General features: G+C 70.5%; 23 protein-coding genes and 1 tRNA gene. 8 read left to right on the top strand and 16 right to left on the bottom strand.

Annotation, left to right across the window (positions count from 1 at the left end; all coding sequences use genetic code 11):
- Positions 1 to 223: 223 nt before the first annotated feature.
- Positions 224 to 1342, bottom strand: coding sequence for an N-acetylglucosamine-6-phosphate deacetylase (locus tag E9998_RS13570; RefSeq protein ID WP_136530326.1), 1119 nt, complete (start codon positions 1340 to 1342; stop codon positions 224 to 226).
- A gap of 168 nt (positions 1343 to 1510) precedes the next feature.
- On the opposite strand from E9998_RS13570, the gene E9998_RS13565 reads away from it, so the two are divergent.
- Positions 1511 to 2296 carry a DeoR/GlpR family DNA-binding transcription regulator gene (locus E9998_RS13565; RefSeq protein ID WP_136530239.1) on the top strand — a complete coding sequence of 262 codons (786 nt, stop codon included), beginning with the start codon at positions 1511 to 1513 and terminating at the stop codon, positions 2294 to 2296.
- A gap of 199 nt (positions 2297 to 2495) precedes the next feature.
- Here E9998_RS13565 and E9998_RS13560 read toward each other — a convergent pair whose 3' ends face one another.
- From E9998_RS13560 to E9998_RS13530, 7 genes are all read right to left on the bottom strand, one after another.
- Positions 2496 to 2918 carry a GNAT family N-acetyltransferase gene (locus E9998_RS13560; protein ID WP_136530238.1) on the bottom strand — a complete coding sequence of 141 codons (423 nt, stop codon included), beginning with the start codon at positions 2916 to 2918 and terminating at the stop codon, positions 2496 to 2498.
- A 457-nt stretch (positions 2919 to 3375) separates the two neighbouring features.
- Positions 3376 to 4695, bottom strand: a complete 1320-nt coding sequence (locus E9998_RS13555) for a hypothetical protein (protein ID WP_136530237.1) — start codon at positions 4693 to 4695, stop codon at positions 3376 to 3378.
- 38 nt (positions 4696 to 4733) lie between these two features.
- Positions 4734 to 6035, bottom strand: coding sequence for a hypothetical protein (locus E9998_RS13550; protein ID WP_136530236.1), 1302 nt, complete (start codon positions 6033 to 6035; stop codon positions 4734 to 4736).
- Between the two features lie 81 nt (positions 6036 to 6116).
- Positions 6117 to 6677 carry a DUF3180 domain-containing protein gene (locus E9998_RS13545; protein WP_192907091.1) on the bottom strand — a complete coding sequence of 187 codons (561 nt, stop codon included), beginning with the start codon at positions 6675 to 6677 and terminating at the stop codon, positions 6117 to 6119.
- A gap of 11 nt (positions 6678 to 6688) precedes the next feature.
- Positions 6689 to 7225, bottom strand: coding sequence for a 2-amino-4-hydroxy-6-hydroxymethyldihydropteridine diphosphokinase (folK, locus tag E9998_RS13540; protein WP_136530235.1), 537 nt, complete (start codon positions 7223 to 7225; stop codon positions 6689 to 6691).
- Positions 7222 to 7587, bottom strand: a complete 366-nt coding sequence (gene folB / locus E9998_RS13535) for a dihydroneopterin aldolase (RefSeq protein WP_136530234.1) — start codon at positions 7585 to 7587, stop codon at positions 7222 to 7224. The genes folK and folB overlap by 4 nt, the downstream gene beginning before the upstream one ends.
- A gap of 58 nt (positions 7588 to 7645) precedes the next feature.
- Positions 7646 to 8326, bottom strand: coding sequence for a metal-sensitive transcriptional repressor family protein (locus E9998_RS13530; protein WP_136530233.1), 681 nt, complete (start codon positions 8324 to 8326; stop codon positions 7646 to 7648).
- A gap of 129 nt (positions 8327 to 8455) precedes the next feature.
- On the opposite strand from E9998_RS13530, the gene E9998_RS13525 reads away from it, so the two are divergent.
- Positions 8456 to 8528: transfer RNA gene (locus E9998_RS13525), tRNA-Arg, on the top strand.
- A 185-nt stretch (positions 8529 to 8713) separates the two neighbouring features.
- Here the strand turns inward: E9998_RS13525 and E9998_RS13520 are convergent.
- Positions 8714 to 10336, bottom strand: a complete 1623-nt coding sequence (locus E9998_RS13520) for a hypothetical protein (RefSeq protein ID WP_136530232.1) — start codon at positions 10334 to 10336, stop codon at positions 8714 to 8716.
- Between the two features lie 828 nt (positions 10337 to 11164).
- Between E9998_RS13520 and E9998_RS13515 the strand changes: the two genes are divergently transcribed.
- Positions 11165 to 11887, top strand: coding sequence for a glycoside hydrolase family 11 protein (locus E9998_RS13515; protein ID WP_136530231.1), 723 nt, complete (start codon positions 11165 to 11167; stop codon positions 11885 to 11887).
- 187 nt (positions 11888 to 12074) lie between these two features.
- Here E9998_RS13515 and E9998_RS13510 read toward each other — a convergent pair whose 3' ends face one another.
- Positions 12075 to 12323, bottom strand: a complete 249-nt coding sequence (locus E9998_RS13510; protein ID WP_136530230.1) for a hypothetical protein — start codon at positions 12321 to 12323, stop codon at positions 12075 to 12077.
- Positions 12324 to 12862: 539 nt separating this feature from the next.
- On the opposite strand from E9998_RS13510, the gene E9998_RS13505 reads away from it, so the two are divergent.
- Complete coding sequence (locus E9998_RS13505; RefSeq protein ID WP_136530229.1) at positions 12863 to 13108, top strand: DUF397 domain-containing protein; 246 nt, start codon at positions 12863 to 12865, stop codon at positions 13106 to 13108.
- Between the two features lie 116 nt (positions 13109 to 13224).
- The gene (locus tag E9998_RS13500; RefSeq protein ID WP_136530228.1) at positions 13225 to 14109 is read left to right on the top strand and encodes a helix-turn-helix domain-containing protein; all 885 of its coding nucleotides are present in this window, start codon (positions 13225 to 13227) and stop codon (positions 14107 to 14109) included.
- A 176-nt stretch (positions 14110 to 14285) separates the two neighbouring features.
- On the opposite strand, the gene E9998_RS13495 is transcribed toward E9998_RS13500, so the two are convergent.
- The 4 genes from E9998_RS13495 to E9998_RS13480 form a co-directional block, all read right to left on the bottom strand.
- Complete coding sequence (locus tag E9998_RS13495; RefSeq protein ID WP_136530227.1) at positions 14286 to 15122, bottom strand: SAM-dependent methyltransferase; 837 nt, start codon at positions 15120 to 15122, stop codon at positions 14286 to 14288.
- Between the two features lie 211 nt (positions 15123 to 15333).
- Positions 15334 to 16455: an LCP family protein gene (locus E9998_RS13490; RefSeq protein ID WP_136530226.1), complete on the bottom strand. Its 1122-nt coding sequence runs from the start codon at positions 16453 to 16455 to the stop codon at positions 15334 to 15336.
- 113 nt (positions 16456 to 16568) lie between these two features.
- On the bottom strand, positions 16569 to 17516 hold the full coding sequence (locus E9998_RS13485; protein ID WP_136530225.1) for an NAD-dependent epimerase/dehydratase family protein: 948 nt from the start codon (positions 17514 to 17516) through the stop codon (positions 16569 to 16571).
- A gap of 83 nt (positions 17517 to 17599) precedes the next feature.
- Positions 17600 to 19093, bottom strand: coding sequence for a sugar transferase (locus E9998_RS13480; protein ID WP_136530224.1), 1494 nt, complete (start codon positions 19091 to 19093; stop codon positions 17600 to 17602).
- Positions 19094 to 19376: 283 nt separating this feature from the next.
- Here E9998_RS13480 and E9998_RS13475 point away from each other — a divergent pair, with 283 nt between their 5' ends.
- Entirely contained in the window at positions 19377 to 20540 is a 1164-nt protein-coding gene (locus E9998_RS13475) for a glycosyltransferase family 4 protein (protein WP_136530223.1), read from the top strand.
- Here the strand turns inward: E9998_RS13475 and E9998_RS13470 are convergent.
- Positions 20537 to 21211: a CDP-alcohol phosphatidyltransferase family protein gene (locus tag E9998_RS13470; protein WP_136530324.1), complete on the bottom strand. Its 675-nt coding sequence runs from the start codon at positions 21209 to 21211 to the stop codon at positions 20537 to 20539. The two genes, E9998_RS13475 and E9998_RS13470, sit on opposite strands and share 4 nt — an antisense overlap.
- A 308-nt stretch (positions 21212 to 21519) precedes the next feature.
- Here E9998_RS13470 and E9998_RS13465 point away from each other — a divergent pair, with 308 nt between their 5' ends.
- Positions 21520 to 23016 carry a glutamate-cysteine ligase family protein gene (locus E9998_RS13465; protein WP_136530222.1) on the top strand — a complete coding sequence of 499 codons (1497 nt, stop codon included), beginning with the start codon at positions 21520 to 21522 and terminating at the stop codon, positions 23014 to 23016.
- A gap of 162 nt (positions 23017 to 23178) precedes the next feature.
- On the opposite strand, the gene E9998_RS13460 is transcribed toward E9998_RS13465, so the two are convergent.
- Positions 23179 to 24459, bottom strand: a complete 1281-nt coding sequence (locus E9998_RS13460) for a DMT family transporter (RefSeq protein ID WP_136530221.1) — start codon at positions 24457 to 24459, stop codon at positions 23179 to 23181.
- 213 nt (positions 24460 to 24672) lie between these two features.
- Between E9998_RS13460 and E9998_RS13455 the strand changes: the two genes are divergently transcribed.
- Positions 24673 to 25947 (top strand): serine hydroxymethyltransferase, encoded by a 1275-nt coding sequence (locus E9998_RS13455; RefSeq protein WP_204745430.1) that lies wholly within the window; start codon positions 24673 to 24675, stop codon positions 25945 to 25947.
- Positions 25948 to 26070 lie beyond the last annotated feature (123 nt).

Raw genomic sequence — 26070 nt, 5'->3', positions numbered from 1 at the left:
GGCGAGCGCCGCTTCGCCGGCCCTCCAACCGGAACAGCGAAAGGGCCCGCAGTCCTCACGGACTGCGGGCCCTTGCACGTTGCCAAGCGGCGCAGCGATCACCGGCCCGTTCGGACCCACACCGCCCTCGGAACCGCCGAGGCGCAACCGCCGTGCGACACCGAAGCGGCCGACTCCGACCGGACAGCCGCTCCGACAGCGCAACCGCTCCTAAGGCGCCGACTCAGAGCGCGAGCCAGGCGCCGCGGCGCATGACCGACACCAGGTTGAGGTCGTCGTCGAGGACCACGGCGTCGGCGAACTTCCCCGTCTCGATCGCGCCGACCTCGTGCAGACCCAGCAGCTCCGCGGGCGTCGCCGAGGCCATCTGCGAGGCCGCCTCCACCGACTGCCCCGCCAGGCGCACCGCGTTGCGGAAGGCGTCCAAGAGCGTGATCGTGGACCCGGCGATGACGTCGGTCCCCGCCACCGTCGCCACCCCGTCCAAGACCTCGACCTCGTGGCGGCCCAGCATGTACGTGCCGTCGGCCAGGCCCGCGGCATCCATCGCGTCCGAGACCAGCAGCGTCCAGGCCGGCAGCGACGTGTCGAACGCGAACCGCATCGTGCCCGGGTGCAGGTGGACCGGGTCGGCGACGATCTCGGAGAAGATCCGCTCGTCGTCCAGCAGCGCCGGGATCGGGCCGGGCTCGCGGTGGTTGAAGGCGCGCATGGCGTTGAACAGGTGCGTCGCCGCCTGCGCGCCCGCGTCGATGCCCGCCGCCGTCTGCTCGTAGCTCGCGTTCGTGTGCCCGATCGCGGGCACCACCCCGCGCTGGTCGAGGAACTCGATCGCCGCCAGGGCCCCGTCGAGCTCGGGCGCGACGGTCACCATCTTCACCGCGCCGCGCCCGTCGTCGAGACGGCCGGCCTCGATGAGCTCGGTCAGCTCGGCGATGTCGGGGTCGCGCAGCACCTCGACCACGTGGGCGCCGCACTTCGCCGCCGAGATGTAGGGGCCCTCGTAGTGGACGCCCGCGAGCGTCCCGTCCGCGACCAGCGGCCGCAGCGCACGGGTGGCGCCGAGGAGGAATTCGTGGGTCGAGGAGACCAAGGAGGCAACGAGGGTCGTGGTGCCCTTCGCGGCGTGGAAGGCCGCGGCCCCGCGGGCCGAGTCGGGGTCGCCGTTCGCGAGCGAGAACCCGCCGCCGCCGTGGCAGTGCACGTCGACGAAACCGGGCAGGACCCAGCCGGTGGGCGCGCCCTCGCGTTCGAGGACCCCTTCGAACCGGTCGCCTTCGACGATGAGGGTCCCGTTGACCACGCCGTCGGGGGTGACGATCCGGCCCACGGCCGGGAGCATGACGCCGTCCACCGGCGCTCCTTCCATTCGATCCGGGGTGCGCGAGGCCACCCCGGTGCGGCAGAATGTCAATGAGCGCGCGAACATGACTTGAGCACCGTTCGAGCGCCGACAGACGTAGTTCGAACACTATCGTGCACACCGCGCGATCCCGACCCGAGGAGCGACGTGGACCGCTATGCCCGGTGGAACACCCTGCTGGAGATCCTCGCAGAGACCGGACGCATCACCGTGGAGGAGGCCGCCGAGCGCCTCGGCGTCTCCCAGGCCACGATCCGGCGCGACTTCGACCAGCTCTCCCAGCAGCAAATGATCACCCGCACCCGCGGCGGCGCCGTCGCCGGCGGTATCTCCTACGACCTGCCGCTGCGCTACAAGACCGCGCGCCACGTCGAGGAGAAGCACCGGATCGGCACGGCCGCAGCGGGTCTGGTCAGTGCGGGCCAGGTGATCGCGCTCAACGGCGGCACCACCATCACCGAGGTGGCGCGGTCGCTGGCGATGCGCACCGACCTCGTGGCGACCCCCGGCTCCACCGGGCTCACCATCGTCACCAACGCCCTGAACATCGCCAACGAGCTCATCGTGCGCCCGCACCTGAAGGTCGTGGTCGTCGGCGGCGTGGTCCGCCCCCAGTCCTACGAGCTCATCGGCCCCCTGGCCGCCCCGATCCTGCGCGAGATCACCCTCGACATCGCCTTCCTCGGCGTCGACGCGATCGACATGAAACTCGGCGCGACCAGCCACCACGAAGGCGAAGCGGCCATAAACGCCCTCATGGCCGCCCGCGCCCGCAAGGTCGTCGTCATCGCCGACGGCTCCAAGATCGGCGGCCACGCCTTCGCCCGCATCTGCCCCACCGACCGCGTCCACACCCTCGTGACCGACGGCAACGCCCCACCCGAACAACTGCGCGGCTTCGAAGAAGCCGGCATCCGAGTCATCGTCGTCTGATCCGCCTGCGGGCGTCCAACCACCCCGCCCAGCGGGCCCGGTCATCTGATCCAGCCGCCCCCGCAGGCCCGGTCGTCCGACCGAACCCGCCCCACGGGCCCAAGAACCGCGCGACCAGACCCGCCCCACGGCCCGGAAACGGCCGGCCGAAACACGACACGGCCCGTTGGCGCTCGCTCTCCCCAACCGATTCGGTCGGTCAGGGCTCGTTCGGCTCGACCAGGCGGAACATCCCCGCCATGTCCCCGTGGCCGAACCCGTGCCGCTCGTAGAGCGGCACCGCACCGTCGGTCGCGAAGAGCCCGACGAACGCGGTCGACGGCACGGTCCTCGCGATGTGGTCGAGCAGCCGACGCACCACCGCGGCCCCGATCCCGGCCCCCTGCCGGTCGGGCAGGACCGCCACGTCCTGCACGTAGAAGTACTTGGCGCCGTCGCCGACCAGCCGGCCCATCCCGACGATCTCGTCTCCCGCAAAGGCCACCACGCCCGCCAGGGACCCGTCCAAAGAGGCGGGCGTCGTGTCCCAATCGAACGCCTCGCCCCAACCGACCGCCTCGGCGAGGCGCCGATGCTCCTCGGGAGTGGGCAGTCGGTCGAACAGCGCGTAGGGCTCGGTCATGCCCCGATTCTGTACCGGCGGCGATCGGCCTACTTCCGTTTTCGCTCGACGTGGTGTCCGGTTCTTGCGGGGCGGTCGGACTGTACGGGTCCGGCCGCCCCGCGCTCCGCGGAGGAGCGGCTGCGGCGGGGACCGGGCGCGGGCGGCTTCCCGCGCCCGCTCGTGGAATGGCGACGTTCGCGAAACCCCTCTGTCGCCGCCCTCCCGCCGCAACCGGATGGCCTTCTTTTTTGATATCTACTAAACCCGGTACGCCAAGGCACGGCAACAAAAGTTTCCCGCCTGTGGATAACTTCGCGAAGGATGCTTAGATTGCCTGCTCGCATAGGGCAGAGTTATCCACAGGGTGGGTGGTCGTCGGTTCGCTCGGGGCGGTTCGGATATGCGGCTGGGGCCGCGGGCCTTCGGCCCGCGGCCCCAGCCGCATATCCATGTGATCGTCGTGTTCGGACTCCCGTCAGCGGGGCGCTCCGGTCGCGTGCGGGAGGGTCGGTTCGAAGAGGCCGCTGTCGTTGACGCCGCCCTGCAGGGAGTCGAACGGGGGCATCTCGCCGTTGAACACCGGCGTCTCGGGCTCGGGGACCTCCTTGGGTTCGCCCAGTCGGTCAAGGCCGTAGGACACCGTGAGTCCGAGCAGAAGCAGACCCACGTACAGCACGCCCGTGAGCTCCTCGATCAGCGCCGGGTTGGACGCCGGCGCTTCGAAGGTCGGCCACAGCATGATCAGGGCCCACACGGTAACGGCCGCAAGCGACGTGCCGAAGACGCCGCCGCGGCGACCCCACGGGCTCGTGCCCGCCAGGAACACCACGATGAGCGCGACCGGGCTCAGCATCACGGTGGCGACGGTGCTCACCGAGAAGGAGCCGAGCAGCAGCCACTCCGAGGTCGGCTGCACACCGGAACCGAACACCACGGGCACGAAACCCGCGAGGGCACCGAGCATGAGCGACAAGAAGGTGCCGCCCAACAGCGTGAACACCGAGGCGGCGTTCCTGGGGCCGGTGCCCTCCACGGCCGACTTGACCGCGCTGAACCGATCGCGCACCGACGGGAGCAGCCCGATGAGCCCGCCTGCCACCGAGATCGCGACGGCGCCGACGAACAGCCACAGCTCCCCCGGGTTCGTCCAGGTCGTGGCCTGGTCGGGGGCGCCCATCCGCTGCGCCAGCTCGATCACCGCAGGGTACGAGGCGCCGACCACCAGCAGCGTCGCGAGGCCGGCGATCCAGGCCGGCAGGCGGAAGAGCGCCGTCAGAACGGTGAAGAGGATGGCGAGCACCGCGACGGCCCCCGCGGTGAGGGCGAGGCCGACGAGCGGGTTGTCCCCGACGAACACCGGGGACATGGTCACGACGAGTGCCGGCAGGGCGGGAACGGCGAGGTTGACGGCGCCGAGGCGCAGCGACAGGCCGAAGCCCGAAGCGATGAGCACCAGTGAAGCGATGGTCATCAGATGCGCGTCGAGCGTTTCCATCGTCGCCTCGCCGCCGAAAACTGCGTCCCTGCTCTGGTACGCGAAGAACAGCGCGTTCAAGGTGAGCAGCAGCAGGATGCCCTCCCAGATGAACTGGAAGAGCGGCCGGTCGCGGCGGACGGGGGTCTCGACGTAGCCGACGGTGGTGGCGGCCTGGCCCGCGAAGGGGTCGACGGGCTGGGCGCTCTGGGCGTCCACGCCGTTGCCGACCGCGGGCAGGCCGGGGCCGGGGGCGACGTCGAGCTGCCGGGTCTGGTCGAGCGCGGGTTCGTCGCCGCGCTCGGGGGGTACGTAGGTCATCGTTGTCGTCCTCTTCGGGGGATAAGGAGGGGTGGACGTCAGCGCCCGTAGCGCCGGTCGTCGTCGGTGGCCGGGCCGAAACGGGTGCCGTAGCCGCCCTGGTTGTCGCGCAGGTCGTCGAAGACGCCGGAGGCGCCGAAGGGGTCGGCGGTCTTGGGGATGCCGCCGGTGGTCGACCAGGGGTCGCCGCCGCCGGAGCCGAGGTCGGCCAGGTCGTCGTCGTAGCGTTCGAAGGAGTCGGTGCGGTCGGCGGGGAGCGGGTCGTCCTCGCGCAGGTCGGCGAGGGAGCCGGCGCGGCTGGTCGAGGCGGCCTCGGCTTCGTCGACGGTGTTCATGGCCTCGACGAGGCGGGTCACGAGGAATCCGGCGACGATGGCGCTCAAGGCGATCCAGCTGGGGTCGAAGCTCCAGCCGCGCGCCTGGGCGAGCCACATGAGGGCGAGCACGAGCATGGAGGCGAAGACGGTGCCGCACACGCCGCCGCGGCGGCCCATGAGGCTGGTGCCGCCCAGCAGGGCCGCGCCGAGGGCGAGGACGGTGAGGAGGATCGGGTCGGGGAGTCCGGCGGCGCCCGCGTCGGGGACGGCGGTCCAGGCCGCGACGACGCCGGCGGCGCCGGCGAGCGAGGAGGAGAGGAGGACGCCGAGGAACACGATGCCGCCGCGGCCGTGGCGTTCGCCCGCGGGGGTCTCGCGGATGGGCGCCAGTCGGGAGCGGATGCCGGCGAACGCGCCGACGAGGCCGAGGAACAGCGACAGGCCGGCGGCGGCCGCGAGCGCGGCGAGGGCGCCGGTGGTCGGGAGCTGCTCCAGCATGAACGCGGAGGGGTCGCCCGCGGAGCCGGCCCACAGGCCGATCGCGCCGCCGACGGCGCCGCTGGCGGCCCAGCCGGGGGCGCGCAGCCAGGCGGAGAGCGTGGCGAGGACGATGCCGACGAAGGCGGCGGCGCCCAGGCCCATCGCGAGGGCGACGGCCGAGCCGGAGCCGGAGGCGTCGACGAACATCCAGGCGGCGATGAGCGCGATGGGGCCGACGGCGAGGTTGACGGCGCCGACGCGCAGGGACACGGCCATGGCGCAGGCGAGGAGGACGACGGGGGCGAGGGCGGCGGTGAAGGCCGACCAGGAGCCGTCGGCGAAGGGGCCGGAGGCGGACTGGGTGAGGGCGAACAGGACGCCGCCGCCGAGCAGCAGCAGGCCGATCTCCCAGACCACGTGGACGGCCATGCGGTCGGCCGGGCTGTCTGCTGCGCCGTCCGTGGTCGACACGCCCGGCGAGCCGAGGCTCATCGTCGCGGTCGTGTCGCGGTCGTCGCTTCGGTTGGGGGAGTCAAACTTCATGGAGCGCACCTCTAAACGCGCGGATTGTGGGGAGACGGGGATGGGGGCCGGGGCCCGGGAGCGGGGTCCGGGGACGGGTGGTCAGTTGCGGTTGGGGCGGTCGTCGTCCTGGTCGTCGTCCTGCGGGGGGATGCGGCAGGAGTGTTCGAGCCAGAGGGCGGCGGCCGTCAGGACGGCGCACGCGATGGTGCCGAGGATGGCTTCGGGGAGGTCGTCGGCGGCGGCGGTGAGCCGCCCGGACTGGACCGCGAGCCAGACGGTGAAGCCCAGGTAGGCGCCGAAGAACGCGGCGCCCGCGACCGCGGCGGCCTTCGCCAGTACGGCGAAGCGGGCGATCTGGAGTGCGTGTTCGGGGCCGTCGAGCCGGCCTGAGGGGGGTGCGGCGCCGGCCTGGTCGACCGCCGCGCGCGATCGGCCGCGGCCGGGGCGCAGCACCGTCCGGGTCGTCCAGGCCAGCCATGCGAGGAGCGCGGCGAGGGCGAGGATGACGGCGGAGTTGTACCAGTTCAGGCTGGGTGCGTGCTGGTAGTAGCGGGCGACGAGCAGCAGGGTGAGTGCGGCCCCCGCCAGCGCGGCCACCCCGATGGTGGACGGCGACGTGGGTCGCAGGCTCGGCCTCGGGCCGTGCTCGTCGTCACTCATGCTGTCTCCGATCACGGCTCGCGAGCGTCGCCGTGTCCCGACCATATCGGGTGGAGTCGGCGCAACGCGCGCGCGTCCGCCGCGACGGACTCGTCGCGTAGCAGGTCCCTCACTCGGCCGCGGCCGGGGAGTTCGGCGTCGCGGTCGATGGCGAACCAGGGGACGAGGACGAAGGCGCGGAGGTGGGCGTGGGGGTGCGGGAGGAGGAGTTGCGGGTCGTCGCCGTGGACGGGGGTGCCGTCGTCTTCGAAGACGGCGATGAGGTCGACGTCGAGGGTGCGGGGGCCGTAGCGGCGTTCGGGGTCGCGGATGCGGCCGTTGTCCTCTTCGAGGCGTTGGGCGAGGGCGAGCCAGCCTTCGGCGTCCTGGCCGGGGTCGTCGGCGATGACGGCGATGTTGTAGTAGGCGGGTTGGTCGTCGTCGCCGCCCCAGGGCGGGGTCTCGTAGACCTCGGAGACGGCGTCGGGGGCGATGTCGCGGAGTGCGGCCTTGAGGTGGGCTTCGCGGTCGCCGAGGTTGGATCCCATGCTGAAGACGACGCGGGTCATGACTGTCCTCTGGTGACGGTGACGGAGACGTCGGTGAACTGTTGGGCGATGGGTGCCTGGGGTTTGTGGACGGTGAGTTCGACGGCGTGGACGCGGTCGAATTTCAGGCAGGCGTCGGCGAGTCGTTCGGCGAGGGTCTCGATGAGGTTGACGGGTTCGCCGGCGACGATGTCGGCGAGGGTGTCGGCGAGGGCGCCGTAGTCGACGGTGCGGGTGAGGTCGTCGGTGGCGGCGGCTTCGGCGGTGTCGGTGCGCAGGGCGACGTCGACGATGAAGTCCTGTCCGGTGGCCCGTTCGTGGTCGAAGACGCCGTGGCGTCCGTGTACGCGCAGGCCGGTCAAGGTGATCAGGTCGGTGTCCACGGGCCGAGCCTACTCGAATCGGGGGGTTTGTCGAGGAAGGACGATGGGGGGTGGGTGGTCAGGGTGTTTCGGGGGTGTCGGCGGGGTCGGGGGTGAGGGGGAGTTCGGGTGCGGGGGTGCGCCTGGCGGTGCGGGTGCGGACGACGAGCCAGGTGGCGACGGCGAGGACGGCGCCGGCGAGGAGGATGGGGAGGAGTCTGAGGTTGGTGTCGAGCCAGTGGAGGAGTTCGCGGTATTCGGCGTCGGGGTCGGCGAGGAGGACGACGGCGACGGCTGCGGCGATGACGCCGGCGCCGGTGAAGAGGCCGGATTTCCACCAGATGCCGAGGCTGAAGCGGCGGACGAGTATGGCGGCGGCGTCGACGATGCGTTTGGCGCGGAGGGCGCGGATGGTGCCGACGAGGTAGGCGAGGCGGAGGACTTGGGCGCCGCCGGCGGCGGCGGCGAGGCTGAGGAGGGTGAGGGCGCAGACGAGGAGCATCCACTTGTGGCGCCAGAGCCATTCGCGTTTGTTCTCGGCGGCGAGGAGGAGGATCACCGATTCGAGCCAGAGGACGGCGCCGGCGGCCCAGCCGACGATCTTGCCGGCGAGGGCGAGGTCGCCGTCGGTCCAGACGGTGAGGAAGACGGCGGGCACGGAGGCGCAGACTGCGACGATGACGGGGACGCGCAGTTTGTACTGGACGAATCGGGCGAAGACGGTGAGTTTGTCGGGTCGCCTTGGGGGGTGGGGGCGCACCTGTCCAATTTACGAGGTGTCCGCCCGGTCGGTTGCGGGGGACGGCGGTGGTCCGCGGTGCGGGAGGGGCGGGTGGGCGGACCGGCGCAGCGCCGTCGCCGCGGGGATCGGTTAGACTCTGCTGTCGTCGCCCCAGTAGCTCAGGGGATAGAGCGTCGGTTTCCTAAACCGTGCGTCGCAGGTTCGAATCCTGCCTGGGGCACCGAACCACACCCGCAGACCAGTAAGAACGGCCCCTGACCAGGAAAGTCCCGGTCAAGGGCCGTTGTCGTCCCTGGGGCGGTGGTCCGACCGAGTCCGGCCCTGAACGGCCGATTCCGGCCCGCCGGTCAGAATGAGGTCAGATTTCTAGGCGGCCTCTCGCAGAGTGCTGCGTCCCTGCATTGTTCAGGCGATGCCGTACGAGCGGAGGGTCTGGTGTTCGACGATCGCGCCGGAGGCGTCTGCGGCGCTGAACCGGACCGAGACGAAACCGGGAACCTGGGGCAGAGCGAGTTCGGCGGTGGCCCGGTCGCCGACGCGGTCGATCGGGACCTGTTGCCAGGTGATGCCGTCGTCGAAGGAGACTTCTAAGGTCATCGCGGTGCACGCCTGGGGTTCGGTGCCGGCCTGGGGCGTGTAGGCGAGATCGATCTGCTGCGTGGTTCCGGCGGTGGCGTAGCCGTCGACGATACCGGTTGCGGCGAAATCGACGACCGAGACCGGCAGGGCCATGTTGGTGCCGGACGGGGCCATCGGGAAGGTCCATTCGGCGACCGAGAGGGTACCCAGCGGCGTCCAGGGCACGGCGCGTCCTGCTTTCGCGGTGAAGGTGTACCAGCCGTCCTCGATGAGCGTCGCGTCGAGGTCGAGTCCGCTGCCGGTCTCGGACTCGGCGACAACCTGGCCGTCCCGGGCCAAACGCGACCAGCCGTCAAGACCATTGCTGTCGATCGCCTCGCCGTCCGCGCCCGAGGAGAACATGAGCGGGGCGAACTGCGCGAACCCGTACTCGCCGTATAGGTAGAAGCCGGGGGTGAATGCCGGCGTTCCTGCTTCGAGGCCGACCGACAGCGGCGCGCGCTGCCATGCGGCAGTGGTCGTCTCGCCCGGGCTCATCTCGCCGGACCGGCGCACCACCATGTCGTTGGTGGATTCCCCTTCACCGAGGGTGCCCAGGTGAATCCAGGTCAGGCCCGGCGCGGCGGTGTAGAACTCGGTGCGCTCGGAGGGGACGTCGACGGTGCCGGCGCGCAGGTTCAGGCCCGCCGAGCCGTCTCGGACGGCGATGTCGTGGCGCACCATCGTGGTCGTCTCGACGCCGAGGCCGTGGTAGTCCGCCTCGACGCGGGCGAGTTCGGCATCGCAGATCCTGAAACCCGGGCGGTTCGGAATCCCGTTGCGGTGCTCGCCAATGAGGCTGTAACTGTACGGTTCAGCGGTACCCGCCGGGCTGACCAGCTCCTGCTGCATCTCGAGTCCGACCTCGCGACCGTCCAAGCCACCTCTGGTGGGGAGGGCAGAATACGACCACGGCTCCTGCGCGATGAGCCCGGATCCGATACCGTCCTTCGTCCCCGGTTCGAAGCTGAACATCAGGAACGTGCTGGCGGCCGGCTCGACTGGGCGGTCGACGGTGAAGGCGACCGTTCGCGCCCGGGTGCCGTCGAAGACCGCCTGGGCGCCTTCGGTGCCGACGCTGAGGTCGACCATGCCGGTGATCGAGTGGAACTCGTCCAGGTCCTGCATGAGCACCAGGAGGTGGTACTCGCCCGGCTCCATCGCCACGGTCCCGGATGACTCGGGCAGGAACTCTTCACCGATCACGCCGGTGGCAATGTTCACCCAGCTCAGGATCGCGTAGTCGGCAGTCTTGCCCGGCGGCATCACGCCGGTGAAGTCGACGGCGACCGCTTCCTCCGCGGCAGCGGTGCCAGGTGATGCAGGCGGCTCCTCGCCGCGCGACGCGGCGTCGACATTGAAACCTTCGAGTCCGTTCTCGGCCAGGCTGTCGGCCGCATCGACTGGCACGACCAGCCTGTCGCCGTTCGGTCGGGTGAGCAGCTGAAAAACGCCCTCCTCCGGAAGGGTCAGGCTCCCATCAGGCGAGATGTCGACCGTCTCGCCGGTCGGCAGCTCGACCGTTCCAGGACCGCCGGCTGTCACGGGCCCGTCGGGATCCGGTTCTTGAGCCGCGACCGACTGCGGCGGTCCGACGACGGCCACTATGCCCAGTACCGCCGCGACTGCGGCAAGACGCTTGCGCAATGTACCTCCATGGGGAAATGTTCAGGCACTTTCGTTGCCTGACAACAGGTTTCTGAAATGGAGACTCCGAAAGGAAGGTCGGGAGTTGCACGCATCCCCGGCCTCATCCGCCGATCGATAGGCGACCGTTCACGCAACTCCTCTTCGACGTCGCCGTCGCCGTCAAGCAGCTTGCCGTCGCACTCAAACGGCGTTCCAACACCTCGTGCTGGGCGACGACCTGCGTCGATGTGTTCGCATAAGCGACCAAACGGGGCACCGCACACGAGGGCCTGGCGAGTCGCGCTTGCGTCGCGCCGCCAGCCTTTTCTCTTTGCATTCCCATGTCAACAGACGCCCGGTTTGTCCATTCCGGAATGTGGCCTGAAACTTCCGGTTATCTTTGAACCGGCTGTGGCCTGAAACGGGCGCTCGTATCGATGTATCTCAATGTTATCGGATGCTCACGAGTCTGTGATCTGGGAATATTCTAACTCGTTCTCACGATGCCTGCTCCGATAAATTCCGGAAGTTCTCCGGAAGTTCTTGACACGCGAATGCCGCAACTCCATACTTATCGCATCGAAACCGATCGATGCTTCTGGAGGACGCATGTCTGAGAATCACGACGCCGAACACCACGACCGCGAGGTCCCGGCGCGCAACCCCTTCGGCCGCAGGAGCCTCCTGCTCGGCGGCGGCGCCGCGCTCGTGTTCGGCGGCGCGGGGCTGCTGGCGGGCGGCACCGCCTTCGCCCAGGACACCATCACGACGAACCAGGAGGGCACCCACAACGGCTACTACTACTCGTTCTGGACCGACTCGCAGGGCAAGGCCTCGATGACCCTCGGCTCAGGGGGGAACTACAGCTCCCAGTGGAACGGGGCCAACAACTGGGTCGGCGGCAAGGGCTGGTCGAACGGCGGGCGCCGGACGGTGAACTACAGCGGGTGGGTCAACCACGGCAGCAACGGCTACCTCGCCCTGTACGGCTGGACGTCGAACCCGCTGGTCGAGTACTACATCGTCGAATCGCACGGCCCCTACAACCCCAGCTCGGGGGCCGAGAACCGCGGCAGCGCGAACATCGACGGCGGCACCTACGCCCTGGGCCACTCGATGCGCTACAACGCGCCGTCGGTGGAGGGCACCAAGACCTTCGCGCAGTACTGGAGCGTCCGCCAGGGCGCCCGCAGCTCCGGGTCGATCAACACCGGCGCCCACTTCGACGCGTGGGCGAACGCGGGCATGAACCTCGGCTCGTTCTCCTACTACATGATCATGGCGACCGAGGGCTACCAGTCCAGCGGCAGCTCCGACATCACCGTCAGCTGACCGGGACGCGATGGCGGGCGGGGCCTCTCGGTCCCGCCCGCTTCGGTGTGTCAGCACTGTTCGCAAGTTCGTCGAGCTCTGGTGCAGAGCTCGGGGAGGCCCCCACCGGCCTCCCCGAGGCTCTATCCCACCAAACAGAACAAGGTCTCGGGGGCGCGGCGCCGCGGCGCGCGCGTGCGCGGCGTCCTCATCGGAACCGCGCGGTGTAGATGTCGCCGTCCCTGACCCAGGCGAGCTGGAGGGCGGCGAACATGTCGTCGACGATGTCCTCGTCGGGGAGTCCGTAGTGCTCGCCGAGGCTGCGCCCGCGGTAGTGCCACAGGAGTCCGTTCTGGACCTGGACGGCGTCGGCGGTGTGCTTGCCGCAGGAGCGGGCGCACCGGTAGAGGACGCGGCCGCCGCGGTCGTACTCGATCGCCATGACCTGCTGACACATCGAGCTCCGCAGCTTGCCTGCCGCGGCTGCCTGAAGCAACGTCTGCGTTTCGAGACGCTCCATGGCACCCAACCCCTCTCCGGGCATCTGTCGAACCGGGGGGCCTGGCCCCGTCCGGCACTGCGTTCCGACTGACATGTCCGGTTGTGTGATGCGGAGCGCCCGGGTGCGAGGGCGGTTGCCTTGCCGCGGCCGAAGCCTCGGTCCCGGTCTGCCCGTCGCGCACCGAACCTCGGTTAGCGCCAACGTGTCCGTGACCACGGTCGCATACCTTTCGCGGCCGTGTCTATGTGCATTGTCACATTCATCGTAACATGCATCCACACGGGGAAGATGCACGTGCATCTGCGCGGGCAGCCTCATGTGCAGTGACTGTGTGTAATGTGCGACACTTGGTCCGGCCCTCATTGGGGATGTCGGAATCGTCCGTCGTGGACACGTTCTGCTAGCGCATCGGTGCGGCTCCGGCGACTTCAAAGTCGGCCGTGGCTATACGAGTTCCGGCCGGAACGTCCGGCCAATGGTGGAAGGAATCTCTGATGGACAACGCCCGCAACGGCATCCCCGCCGGGGAACTCCCCTCGACGCTCCAGTGGCGCAAGAGCGTCCGCAGCGGCCCCAACGGCGGCAACTGCGTTGAACTGGCGGCGCTGCCGGGTGGGGACCAGATCGCCGTCCGCAACTCGCGCGACCCGCAGGGCCCGGCCCTCATCTACACGGTCGCCGAGATCAAGGCCCTCGTCGAGGGCGCCAAGGACGGCGAGTTCGACGACATGATCGCCTAGAACCCTCCGCCCGAGAGTTCTTGCGCGACACGCTCACCCTGGTGGGGCAGGCCATACGGCTACCCTGTCAGGGTGAGTCCTTTTCCAGGCCGACCGAAACCGGAGGGAGGTGAGCGATGGCCAAGGCGACACCCGAGGACCTCCCGTCGGGACCGACCACACTGCGCGTCATGATCGGCAGCAACCTGCGCCGGCTGCGCGAGGCCGCCGACATCTCCCGCGAGGAGGCGGGCGAGGAGATCCGCGGATCGGCCTCGAAGATCAGCCGTGTCGAGCTCGGCCGCGTCTCCTTCCGGCTCAGGGACGTCCGCGACCTCATGATCATGTACGGGGTCCAGGACGAGGAGGAGATCGAGCGGTACGTCGACATGGCCCGCGAGGCCAACCAGCCCAGCCGCTGGCACCGCTACACCGACTTCCTGCCCGACTGGTTCAGCAACTACCTCGACATGGAGGGCGCCGCCTCCATGATCCGCACCTACGAGGTGCAGGTCATGCCCGGACTGCTCCAGAGCGAGGCGTACGCCCGCGCGGTCATGATGCTCGGCTACGGGCACACCCCGCTCACCGAGATCGACAAGCGCATCGAAGTGCGCATGAAGCGACGCGAAGTCCTCGACCGCGAGGAGAAGCGCCCCGAGCTGTGGGCCGTGCTCGACGAGGCCGCCCTCCACCGCCCCTTCGGCGGCGCCGCCGTCATGCGCAGCCAGATCCAGTCCCTCCTGGACTTCTGCGACAAGCCGAACGTGCGCATCCAGATCGTCCCGTTCACCTCGGGCGCCCACTCCGGCGCCGGCGCGCCCTTCACGTGGCTGCGCTTCGCCTACGAGGAACTGAACGACGTCATCTACCTGGAGCACCTCACCGGCGGCCTGTACCTCGAACGCGACAACGAGATCGACGCCTACCAGGCCGCCATGGAGCACCTGTGCGTCCAGGCCACCCAGCCGAACAAGACCCAGGACTTCCTGCAACGAGTCCTGCGCGAGCATTACAGCTAGTAACCGCCGACGCCGACGGACGCGGTCCGCCGCCGCGAAGGGAATTCACCCGATCGAGTGAGCCCTGTGGTGCAACCCCGGACGAGACGGCACCGACGACAAGGCACGGGTGTCAAGGGCACAGACGAGGAGGGCGCACAGGTCACCCTGTGCGCCCTCCTCGTCGTCTCGCCGCGCTACGGCTTGCGCGCGACGCCCATCATGATGATGCGCTGGTGCTCTTCGAGGTCCTCCACGGGAATGAGCTCGCGGTCGGGCTCCTCGGGGAACCAGCGGGTGGGGTACTCGATGCCCGGCGCCACCAGCGGCAGCCCCTGGAAGTGCGCCTCGATCTCCTCGGGGGTGCGCATCCACCCGTTGCCCAGGGCCTGGATGCAGGACTTCTCCATCGCCTCCTGCTCGGGGAACCCGGTGTTCGCGAAGTCCGTGATGTGCAGGTAGGACCCGCTCGGGCAGGCGTCCAGCAGGGCCCCGATCCACTGGCCGGGGTTCTCGGCCGGGTGGAAGTGCATCATCAGGCCCACCACCATGAGACCCACGGGACGGTCGAAGTCGATCGCCTTGCGCACGTCGGGGTGGCCCAGGATGCTCGGCGGGTCCCGCAGGTCCGCGGTGGCGATCACCGTGGACTCGTCGTCCGCCAGCAGCGCCCGGCCGTGCGAGAGCACGATCGGGTCGTTGTCGACGTAGCAGACCTTCGCGTTCGGGTTGACCGCCTGGGCGACCTGGTGCGTGTTCTGCATCGTCGGCAGGCCGGCGCCGATGTCGAGGAACTGGTCGATGCCTTGGCGTGCAACGTAACGCACGCCCTTGGCGAGGCCAAGCCGGTTGTCCTGGCTCGCTTCGCGGATCTTCGGGACGTACTTCGCGATCATGGCCGCGCCCTCGCGGTCGACCGCGAAGTTGTCCTTGCCGCCGAGGGTCGCGTCGTACACGCGGGCGATCGAGGGCCTGGAGATGTCGAAAGCGTACTCTTGCTCGTCTTCGGGCAGATTCCCGTCGTTCTCTACCATCGGCTCAGCCTCTTCGTCGAAGGAACGTTGCGCACATCGTACGACCTTGATCACACTGACGGAAGTCGGGATATTCACGTCCGACCACACCAGACCCACTGTGGCCGGAGTGAATCACCAGGCGCACCAAGCACATCCGGTCCACTCCGCACCGCGACCGGGGAACGGCGAAGGGCCCGGGCGTCGCCGCCCGGGCCCTTCGCGCAAGGGTCTACTCCCCTTCGTCCTTCGGGTTCGCCTCGATCCAGGCGCCCACCTCGTCGTCGACGACGGCCTCCCACAGGGACGCGCCGGTCTCCTCGTCGTACAGCACGACGGACTCGCCGCCCTCGTCGCCCGTGCCGAGGTTCGGCGTGGTCAGGAAGACCAGGTCGTCGCTGCGCAGGTCCATGAGGTTGATCGCGGTGCCGATGACGTTGAGCTCGGTGTCCACCTTGACCGCGTCCGACGTGGACTCGATGAAGCTGGTGAGCCGGCCCCGGTCGGTGAGGACCCCGGCGCTGAGCGCGGAGTCCATGATCGCCTTGATGAGCTCCTGCTGGTGCTGCATCCGCGCGAAGTCGCCGCGGGCCCACTGCTTGCGCTGGCGCACGTAGTCGAGGGCGCGCTCGCCCGAGAGGAGGTTCGGGCCCTCGGGGAAGAAGTAGTGGTCGCCGTGGATCGAGGTGACGCCGGGCGCGTCGCCGATGTAGCCGTCGGCGTCGGCCGCCTCGATGTCCATCGTCACGCCGCCGAGGGCGTCCACGACCTGGATGAGGCCGTCGAAGTTGATCTCCACGACGTGGTCGATGCGCACGCCGGTGAGCGACTCGATGGTGAGGACCGTCAGCGGCACCCCGCCCCAGGCGTACGCGGCGTTGAACTTCGCGTCGCTGCCGGTGTACTCGGGGTAGTTCGAGGCCGCGGCGTACTCGGGGATGTGCACGTACAGGTCGCGGGGGATCGAGATGCCGTACGCCTCGGTGCCCGACTCGTTGACGTGCAGGATGATGTTCGTGTCCGAACGCGCGTCGGCCTCCTCGTTCCCCTCGCGGTGGTCGGAGCCGACCACGAGCAGGTTCATCGCCTCGTTCGTCTTCTCGGGGCGGTCCTCCTCGGGGATCGCGTCGAGGTCGAAGGGGCGGTCGAGGTCGGCGTTGGCCCGATTGGCGGTCGACCAGAGGGCGAAGCCGCCGCCCGCCGCCGCGATCGACGCCACGAGGCCGATCCCGGAGCCGATGAGGCCCCGCCGGGTCGGCCCGCCGGCCGCCGCGGCCGCGACGCGGGCGCCGCCCCCACCGCCGGCCGGAGGCACCGAGGCGCTGCCGCGGTAGTTGGAACCGGAATACGTCATGGTGCCAGCTTACGTGGTGTCCGCCTACCGGACGCGCCCGCGCACGCCCGCCCAGGCGCCCGGAGGGCAGGGGCCACAGTGAGTTCGGTCGCGCCGAGCCGCGGTCCGCGGGGTCAGCGGCCCTCGGACGCGAAGTGGTCGATGGTGGTCTTGAGACCGGCCTCATAGTGGACCTGCGGCTCGTAGCCGAGCAGCTCGCGGGCCGCGGTCAGGTCCGGGCGGCGCCGCTCGGGGTCGTCGGAGGGCCGGTCCACGTACTCGATCGTCGAGGAGGAGCCGGTCAGACGCAGGATGGTCTCGGCCATCTCCCGCACCGTCAGCTCGTACTCGGTGCCGAGGTTCACCGGCCCGTACTCCCCCGACTCCAGCAGCAGCACCAGGCCGCGCACCAGGTCGTCGACGTAGCACAGCGAACGGGTCTGCGAGCCGTCGCCGTGAACGGTCAGCGGCTCGCCCGCGAGCGCCTGGGAGATGAAGCTGGGGATGACGCGGCCGTCGTCGTGGCGCATCCGCGGGCCGTACGTGTTGAAGATCCGCACGATCGCCGCGTCCAGGCCCTTGTGCCGGTGGTAGGCCGCCACGGCCGCCTCGCTGAAGCGCTTCGCCTCGTCGTAGCACGAGCGGATGCCGATCGGGTTCACGTTGCCCCAGTACGACTCCGGCTGCGGGTGCACGAGCGGGTCGCCGTACACCTCCGAAGTGGAGGCCATGAGGAACCGGGCGCCGTCCGCCAAGGCGCGGTCGAGGGCGTGGAAGGTGCCGACGGAGTCGACGCGGAGGATCTCGATCGGGAGGGTCGCGAAGTCGACGGGGCTGGCGGGGCACGCGAAGTGCAGGACCGCGTCGAAGGGGGCGTCGCCGACGGGCAGGCCCTCGGTGACGTCGGCCTCGACGACGGTGAGGCGGGGGTGGTCGGCGAGGTTGCCGCGGGAGCCCGTGGAGAAGTTGTCGACGGCGGTCACTGCGCAGTCCTTCGCCAGGAGCGCGTCGACCAGGTGGCTGCCCACCAGGCCCGCGCCACCGGTGACGAGGATGCGGCTGCCGGTTCCGTAAGTAGTCATCAAGTTCCCACATTATCAGGGTTGGCCTGGCGTTCACCTGGACGCAAGCTGTGTGTTCGCTCAGTGCACGCCGTCGTGCCCGCTCAGTACGCACCTTTTCGGCGCAACACTACAGCGACGGTGCGGAAAAGGATCTGGAGGTCGGTCGTGAGGGACCAGTTGTCGACGTAGTAGAGGTCGAGGCGGACGGCGTCGTCCCAGGAGAGGTCGGAGCGGCCCGAGACCTGCCAGAGGCCGGTGATGCCGGGGCGCACGAGGAGGCGGCGGCGCACGTCGCCGAGGAAGTCGCCGTTCTCGGCGGGGAGGGGGCGGGGGCCGACGAGGCTCATCTCGCCGCGGACGACGTTGACGAGCTGCGGGAACTCGTCGATGGAGGTGCGGCGCAGCCAGGTGCCGACCTTGGTGATGCGGGGGTCGTCCTTCATCTTGAACAGGAGGCCGTCGGTCTCGTTGTGCATCATGAGCGCGGCCTGGCGCTCCTCGGCGTCGATGTACATGGTGCGGAACTTCCAGCACGAGAACGTCTCGCCGTCGCGGCCGACGCGGTTCTGGCGGAAGAAGACCGGGCCGGGGCTGTCGACCTTGATGGCGATGGCGACGGCGAGGAAGAGGGGGGAGAGCAGGATGAGGCCGAACACCGAGGAGGAGATGTCGAGGATGTTCTTGATGAGCCAGCCGACGCCGGAGATCTTCGGCTCCTCGACGTGGAGGAGGGGGAGGCCCTCGACGGGGCGGATGTGGACGCGAGGCCCGGCGATGTCGGTGAGCTGGGGGGCGACGACGAGGTCGCGGCCGGTGCCTTCGAGCTGCCAGGCGAGGCGGCGCAGGTCGGCGGCGTCGGCGGAGGCGGAGCCGCAGACGGCGAGGGTGTCGGCTTCGAGCTGCTCGGCGCAGGTGACGACGTCGGTCCCGGCGAAGACGGGAACGGGGGTGTCGAGGTTGCGGACCGAGGAGGCGCCCTCGGTGACGTAGATGCCGACCGGGACGAGTCCGGCGGCGGGGGCGCGGCGGACGGTCCGGTAGACCTCCAGGGCCTCGGGGTAGGCGCCGATGAGGAGGACGCGCTGGACGCCGCGGCCGGCGGCCCGGGCGCGGTGGAGGATGTAGCGGGCGGCGCCGCGGGAGGCGCACACGAAGATGGCCGCGGCCAGGAGGATGACGGCGACGGCGGCACGGGAGACGTCGGCCTTGAGGGTGAGGGCCATGAAGGAGACGAGGGCGAGCATGAACATGGAGGCGCGGATGACGCGCTTGAACTCCTCGTTGCCCATGCCGAAGTAGCGGCGGTCGTAGGAGCCGGTGCCCCAGAGGGTGAGGACCCAGGCGGCGGGCAGGAGCAGCCAGACGGTGAGGTTGAAGAAGTTCAGCTGGTCGTCGGTGCTGAAGCCGGAGTGGGGGGTGGGGGTGAGGTTGACGGCGATGACGCTGCCGAGGATCGCGGCGAGGAGGTCGCCGCCGACGAGTGCGCCCTGGTAGTAGCGGTGCCAGTTGGAGGCGCGGACGAGACGCCGCCACGCGGAGCGGGTGACGCCGTTGGTGACCAGTTGGGGGTCACGGCCTTCGCGAGCTCCGGCCACGCGCGTCCCCGTCCGTCCGAAGTTCCCGGCTGGACGCTGCGGAGCACCGCCACTGCCGTGGAGATGGTTTGCCGGGCGTTCCAGGCTCGTAGCCACTGCACATCCCTGCGGTCGTCAGCTTACGGTGGAGGTGAGTGTCCGCGGGCGGAGATCAGCGCTGCGTCTCCGTACCGGGCGGCCCGCCGACACGGTACCCGACAACCTACACCTATTCTGCCGCTGCGGTATCTTCGGCCGAGCCGGGTGCCGTTCCCGCCACCTGGAGCACGAACGAGGAATCCCTGTGAAGATCGTCATCGCCCACAACCGGTACTCCTCGGCGCAGCCCTCGGGCGAGAACGTCATCGTGGACTACGAGATCGGGGCCCTGGCGGACGCGGGCGTCGAGGTGGTGCGGTTCCTGCGCTCCTCCGACGAGATCGGCGCCCTGCCGCTGCACGAGAAGGCGGCCCTGGTCGCCTCGCCGGTCCACGCGGCCGGGACGCAGCGGGAACTGGCGGCGCTGCTGGAACGCGAGCGCCCCGACCTGCTGCACCTGCACAACCCGTACCCGCTCCTGTCGCCGTCGGTGGTGCGCACCGCGCACCGGCACGGGGTGAAGGTGGTGCAGACGATCCACAACTACCGGCACGACTGCATGAACGGGCTCTACTTCAGGGACGGGCACGACTGCCGCGACTGCCACGGGCGTCGCTGGAACGGGCCGGGGGTCGCGCACGCCTGCTACCGCGGCTCGCGCGCGCAGAGCGCCGTCATGGCCGTGGCCCTGGGGGCGCACCAGGGGACGTGGCGCAGCGTCGACCGGTTCGTCGCGTTGACCGACGCGATGGCCGAGTACTTGGAGGGCATCGGGATCGAGCCTGGGCGCATCCGGGTGAAGCCGAACGCGGTGGCCGACCCGGGCCCGGTGCCGCTCGGGGAGGGCTTCCTGTTCGGAGCGCGCCTGGTGCCCGAGAAGGGCGTGGACCTGCTGCTGGAGGCGTGGCGCCTGGCCGACCTGCCGGGCGCGACGCTCCGTGTCGCCGGGGACGGGCCGCTGCGCCCGCTCGTGGAGACGGCCGCGGCCGAACGCGACGACATCGTCTACCTGGGGCAACTGGACCCGGCCGAGCGGGACGCGGCCCTGGCCGCCTCGGCGGCGGTGGTGATCCCCTCGGTGTGGCAGGACATCCTGCCGACCACGGGCATCGAGGCGTTGGCGAGCGGCAGGGCGGTGGTCGCCACCCGCATGGGCGGGGCGCCGTTCATCGCCGGCGACGGCACCGCGGCCCCCGCGGGCGTCGCGGTCGACCCGGAGCCCGCGGCGCTCGCGCGGGGCCTGGAGGCGGTCGCGAAAGACCCGTCGTTCGCCGCGAACGCAAGGGCCCGTTACGAGTCGGTGTTCGCCCCGGCCGTGACGCTCAAGCGGCTCATCGCGATCTACGAGGAGCTCCTGGCCGGCGGCTAGGCGGCCGGGCGGCGGAGCGCGGTGCGGGCGCTGGCGGCGATGCTCGCGAGCAGGAAGAGGGCGTTGACGGCGCCGAAGCCGAGCATGACGACGACCATGAGTTCGGGCCAGATGAGCGCGAGGGCGATCACGGTGATGACGAAGGCGTAGTCGCGCACGAGTTTGACCAGGCGCACGGCGAGCCGGTCGGAGGCGACGAGGGAGGCCCCGGCGACGCCGGAGTCCTCTTTGGCCATGACGGAGGTGACGAGGTTCGTCATCCACAGGGCCGCGAACGCGGCCCCGCACCAGGCGGGGATCTCCGGCGTGTAGGCGTGGGTGACGGCGACGACGACCGAGACGACCGAGGCCTGGATGGCGATGTCGCACAGGATGTCGACGCGCGCGCCCGCGTCCGAGCCGGTGCCGGTGGCCCGCGCGAGCTGGCCGTCGGCGCAGTCGAGCATGTACGCGACCTGCCACAGCACGAGCGCGGCGAGGGCGACCGGCCACCACGGCGCGCCGTCGCGCGCGGCCGGGAGGTAGAGGAGCACTCCGGCCGAGGCGATGAGGCCGAGCACGAAGCCGGTCAGCGTCACGTGCGTGGGAGTCAGGCCCGACCGCCAAGCGGCGTAAGCGAACACGGCGCCGCCGCGCTGCTCGAACTGTGTGAGCATCCCGCCGCCGCGCATGGCGGCGAGGAAGTCGGCGGGCCGCAGGGAAGGGCGCTGGTCGGTCACCCGGCGATCCTATACACCACCGCGGGCGCCCTCGCGCGGCAGCGGCGCGTGACGCGCGATACCCGTTCGGTGACCAGGCGGTGTACGGACAGTGGCGGCCCGGAACCAGGTTGTGTCAAGATCCCGACACCGCCCGACGCGGCCGGTCCCTAATATGAGCGCGATCCGCGCCATTTGGGACGAAACTGCGACTCCCTTGGTAGCCAGCACATGACCTACCGTCCTAAAGTTGATGGACCATCGATTCCTGGGGAGGAAACATGGGCGACGAGGTGACCGGCGCTGCCTTGAAGCACTGGGATCATCCCGCGTACTCCGCGAGACTCCAGTCGGGGCGAGCGGCCCTCGCGCAGCTGCTGACCGAATCGCGGCTCGACCGCGACCGTCCGATGACCGGGCTCGAACTCGAACTCGACCTCGTCGAACCCGGCGGCGACCCGGCCTTCGCCAACGACGCCGTCCTCGAACACCTCCGCACCGACGGGGAAGAGGACGCGCTCTACAGCGCCCAGCACGAGCTGGGCGCCTTCAACATCGAACTGAACCTGCCGCCGCGGCTGCTCGACGGGGCCGGGATCTCCTGGTACGAGAGCGACCTGGCGGCGATCCTCGCGGAGGTGCGGGAGGCGGGCGACAAGGCCGGCGTCCACATCTGCCCGATCGGGACGATGCCGACGCTGTTCACCGACCACATGGGCGTGGAGGCCCTCTCGCGCGCCAAGCGCTACCGCATCCTCAACGAGGAGATCATGTCCCAGCGCGGGGAGGACCTGCGCATCGACATCGAGGGCGCCGAGTCGGTGGACTACACGTCGCCGACGATCGCGCCGGAGTCGGCGAACACCTCCGTCCAGTTCCACCTCCAGGTCGCCCCCGAGGACTTCGCGAGGTACTGGAACGCCGCCCAGGCCGTGGCCGGGGCGCAGGTCGCCACGGGCGCGAACTCGCCGTACCTGTTCGGGCGGCAGCTGTGGGCCGAGACGCGGGTGATCCTGTTCGAGCAGGGCACCGACACGCGGCGGGCGAACCAGCGGGCCGAGGGCGCGCGCCCGCGCGCGTGGTTCGGCGAGCGGTGGGTCGACTCGGTCCTGGACCTCTTCGATGAGAACTACCGGCACTTCGCGCCGCTTTTACCGCTGTGCGACGAGGAGGACCCGGCCGCGGTCATGGCCGCCGGCGGGGTCCCGGGCCTCACCGAGCTGCGGTACCACAACGGCACCGTCTACCGGTGGAACCGCCCGGTCTACGACGTGCAGGGCGGCAGACCGCATGTGCGCGTGGAGAACCGGGTGCTCGCCGCCGGTCCGACCGCGGTCGACATCTGCGCGAACATGGCGCTGTTCTACGGCCTGGTCGCGCATTACGCGAACGCCGACGAGCCGTTGAGCGCTCGCCTGGAGTTCGCGCAGGCGGCGGCGAACTTCCGGGCGGCCGCGCGCCACGGCATCCACGCCGACCAGGTGTGGCCCGGCCGCGGGCTCGTCCCGGCCCGGCGGCTCGTCCTCGACGAGCTGCTCCCGGCCGCCGCCGAGGGCCTCGCGGCCCTGGGGGTGGGCGGCAGGGACGCCGACCGGTACCTGGGGGTCGTCGAGGCGCGCTGCCGCCGCGGCGTCAACGGCGCGACCTGGCAGGTCGCGCGCGTCCAGGTCGCCGAGCACCGGCAGCGGATGGAGCGGCGGGACGCCCTGCGGGCCATGGTCCTCGACTACGCGGCCCGCTCGGCCGACGGGCGGCCCGTCCACGAATGGGAGGTGTGAGGTGGCCGCGCACGGCGCCGCGGCGCCTTTACGACACTGCACACGGCGAAGCGGCCGGGCCAGATGGCCCGGCCGCTTCGCCGTTCGGTCAGGGCCGCACGGGCGTGACGGCGCCTCCGCGCGAGTGCGGCCCGCACACGCGCCTTCCGGACACCGGTACCGCTAGGACTCGCTCGCGGGCTTGCGGCGGGTCCGGGTGGCGGTCTTCTTGGCGCGGCGGGCGGGCTTGGGCTGCTCCTCGGGCTCGGGCTCGTCCATGTCGACGGCCTTGAGCTCCTGGACCCAGTCGACGTCGGGGTTCGGCTCGTCGTCGCCTTCCTGGGGCTCCCATTCCGCCCGCTTCTGCTGCTCGATCTTGGCGGCCTTCGCCTGGCCCTGCTCCTGCTGCTTCGCCGCGCGCTTCTCGCGCCGGGAGGGCCGCTTCGCTTGGGCGGGAACGGTGTCGGCGGGCAGATCCTTGGTGTCGCCGGGGCCGTAGGCCGACACCGGCTCGGGCACGGTCCAGCCCGACACCGATTCGACCAGGCCGGTGCGGTCCGGCTCGGGCGGCGCCGACCGGTCGTCGAGCTGCCCGCCGGACTTCGGCAGAGCGCACACGATGAGCGAGCCGAGGAGCCCGGCGATCGCCGCGTACGGGCCGACGAGGATCACCGACATGGATTCGGCGTTGTCGACCCGGGACGGGCCCGCGACCAGGTGCGCGACGGTCACGATGAGGGGCCCGGCGATCCCCGAGGCGGCCGCGATCCGGTAGCCCGAGCTCGTGATGGGGCCCCGGCGCGCGAACGCGGCGACGACCGCGCCGATGAGCGCCGAGCCGATCACGAACGGCACGGCTATAGCGAAGCCGCGGCGTCCCAGGATCGTGTCGGGCCCGGCCCACGAGCCCCACACGGCGAGTTCGTGCACCGGCGAGACGCGCTCGCCGACGTCCACGAACACCGACAGGACCGCGAGCAGCCAGACCAAGGCGACCGAGGCGCCCACATTGACGGCCACCGACCGGGAGCTCATGCCGATGAGCGTGAGGGCGAAACCGACCGCCGCGCCGAGACCGGCGGCGACCAGCGGTTTCGTGGGGAAGTCGTCGAAGCCCGCGCCCTGGGTCGCCGAGAGCGACACGAGCGGGCCGACGATGAACGCGCCCGCCGCGCCCGCGAGCACGGCCGTGGCCCTGGCGGCCGGACCGAGGCCGGCGGAGGCGCGGGAGCCGATCGCGCCGGAGGCGAGGCCCCCGATCACGCACGAGGCGGCGGCGAACCAGGCCACCCAGGCCTGGTTGGCGTTCTGGCGGAAGTCGAGGACGGCGGCGGTCGCGCCGGGGGCGTCCTCGGCCCAGGAGAGGAGGCCGAAACCGTAGGCCAGCCCGAGCTGGGCGAGCGCGGCGAGCGCCGCGACCGCGAACCCGGCGCCGACGGTCTTCGCGGCGGATCTAGGTGACATACGTCGCACCGTACTGCGTGTACGCAATGGAGTCTCGCACGGCCGATCGAGTGACCGCCCGCTCAGCGCCCCGGCGGTCGCCCCGACCTGCGGCTGCGTCTCACATCCCGCAATCGCGGAGGCCCCGGCCCGCTTCGCCCCGCTATGCTCGGGACATCAAGGCCACCTGCCCGGTCGCCGTGCGAGATCATGCCGATCAGCGAGGAGCATTGCATGTCCGACGCCTACGAGGCCCTCACCGCGTCACTCGCGGCCGCCGACCCCGAGATCGAACGGCTCATCGAAGCCGAGGGACGCCGCGAATCCGAGAAGATCCGCCTCATCGCGTCCGAGAACTACGTCTCCCAGGCGGTCATGGACGCCACCGGGTCCATCCTGACCAACAAGTACTCCGAGGGGTACGCCGGGAAGCGCTACTACGAGGGCCAGCAGCTCATCGACCAGGTCGAGCAGCTCGCCGTCGACCGCGCGAAGGCCCTGTTCGGGGCCGACCACGCCAACGTCCAGCCCTACTCCGGGTCCCCGGCGAACCTGGCCGTCTACATGGCGTTCCTGTCCCCCGGCGACAAGGTCCTGGGCATGGGCCTGCCCGCGGGCGGGCACCTCACCCACGGCGCGAAGGTCTCCGCGACCGGCAAGTGGTTCGACGCCGTCCACTACGGGGTCCGCCGCGACACCGGCCGCGTCGACCTCGACGAGGTCGCCGAGATCGCGCGCGCCGAACGCCCGAAGATGATCATCTGCGGCGGCACCGCGATCCCCCGCACCGTCGACTTCGCCGGCTTCAAGGCCATCGCCGACGAGGTCGGCGCCGTCCTCATGGCCGACATCGCCCACATCGCCGGGCTCGTCGCCGGTGGGGCGCACCCGACCCCGGTCGGCCTCGCCGACGTGGTCACCACCACCACCCACAAGACGCTCCGCGGCCCGCGCGGCGCGATGATCCTCACCAACGAGGAGCACGCGAAGGCCATCGACAAGGCCGTCTTCCCCGGGCTCCAGGGCGGGCCGCACAACCACACGACCGCCGCGATCGCCGTGGCGCTGCGCGAGGCCGCGAAGGACTCCTTCAAGGCGTACGCCGCGCAGATCGTGAAGAACGCGAAGGCGCTCGCCGCGGGCCTGACCGCGCGCGGGTTCGACCTGGTCTCCGGCGGCACCGACAACCACCTCATCCTGGTGGACCTCACCAGCAAGGACATTCCCGGCAAGCCCGCGGCGAAGGCCCTGGACGCGGCCGGGATCGAGTTGAACTTCAACTCCGTCCCGTTCGACCAGCGCAAGCCCTTCGACCCGTCGGGCCTGCGCATCGGCACCTCCTCGGTGACCACCCGCGGCATGACCGAGGGCGACATGGACCTCATCGCGGGCTGGATCGACCGGGCCGTGGCCGCCGCGAAGGACGGCAAGGACGCCGAGCTCGACGTCATCGCCGGTGAGATCCGCGAGCACACGAAGTCCTTCCCGATCCCGGGGTGGAAGGCGTAACGCCAAGCGACGCAAGCGAAACGGGGGCGCCCGGCCGGTATCGGCCGGGCGCCTTCCGCGTCCCCGGAGACCTCCTCGCAAACCGTTACCGAACGGTTACGAGAAAAGTTCAACTGCTGTACA

The organism is Glycomyces paridis, assembly GCF_004912155.1.
GTDB lineage: Bacteria > Actinomycetota > Actinomycetes > Mycobacteriales > Micromonosporaceae > Glycomyces > Glycomyces paridis.
The sequence above is the reverse complement of the archived record's forward strand: the minus strand, read 5'-3'. Positions and strand labels throughout refer to the sequence as shown.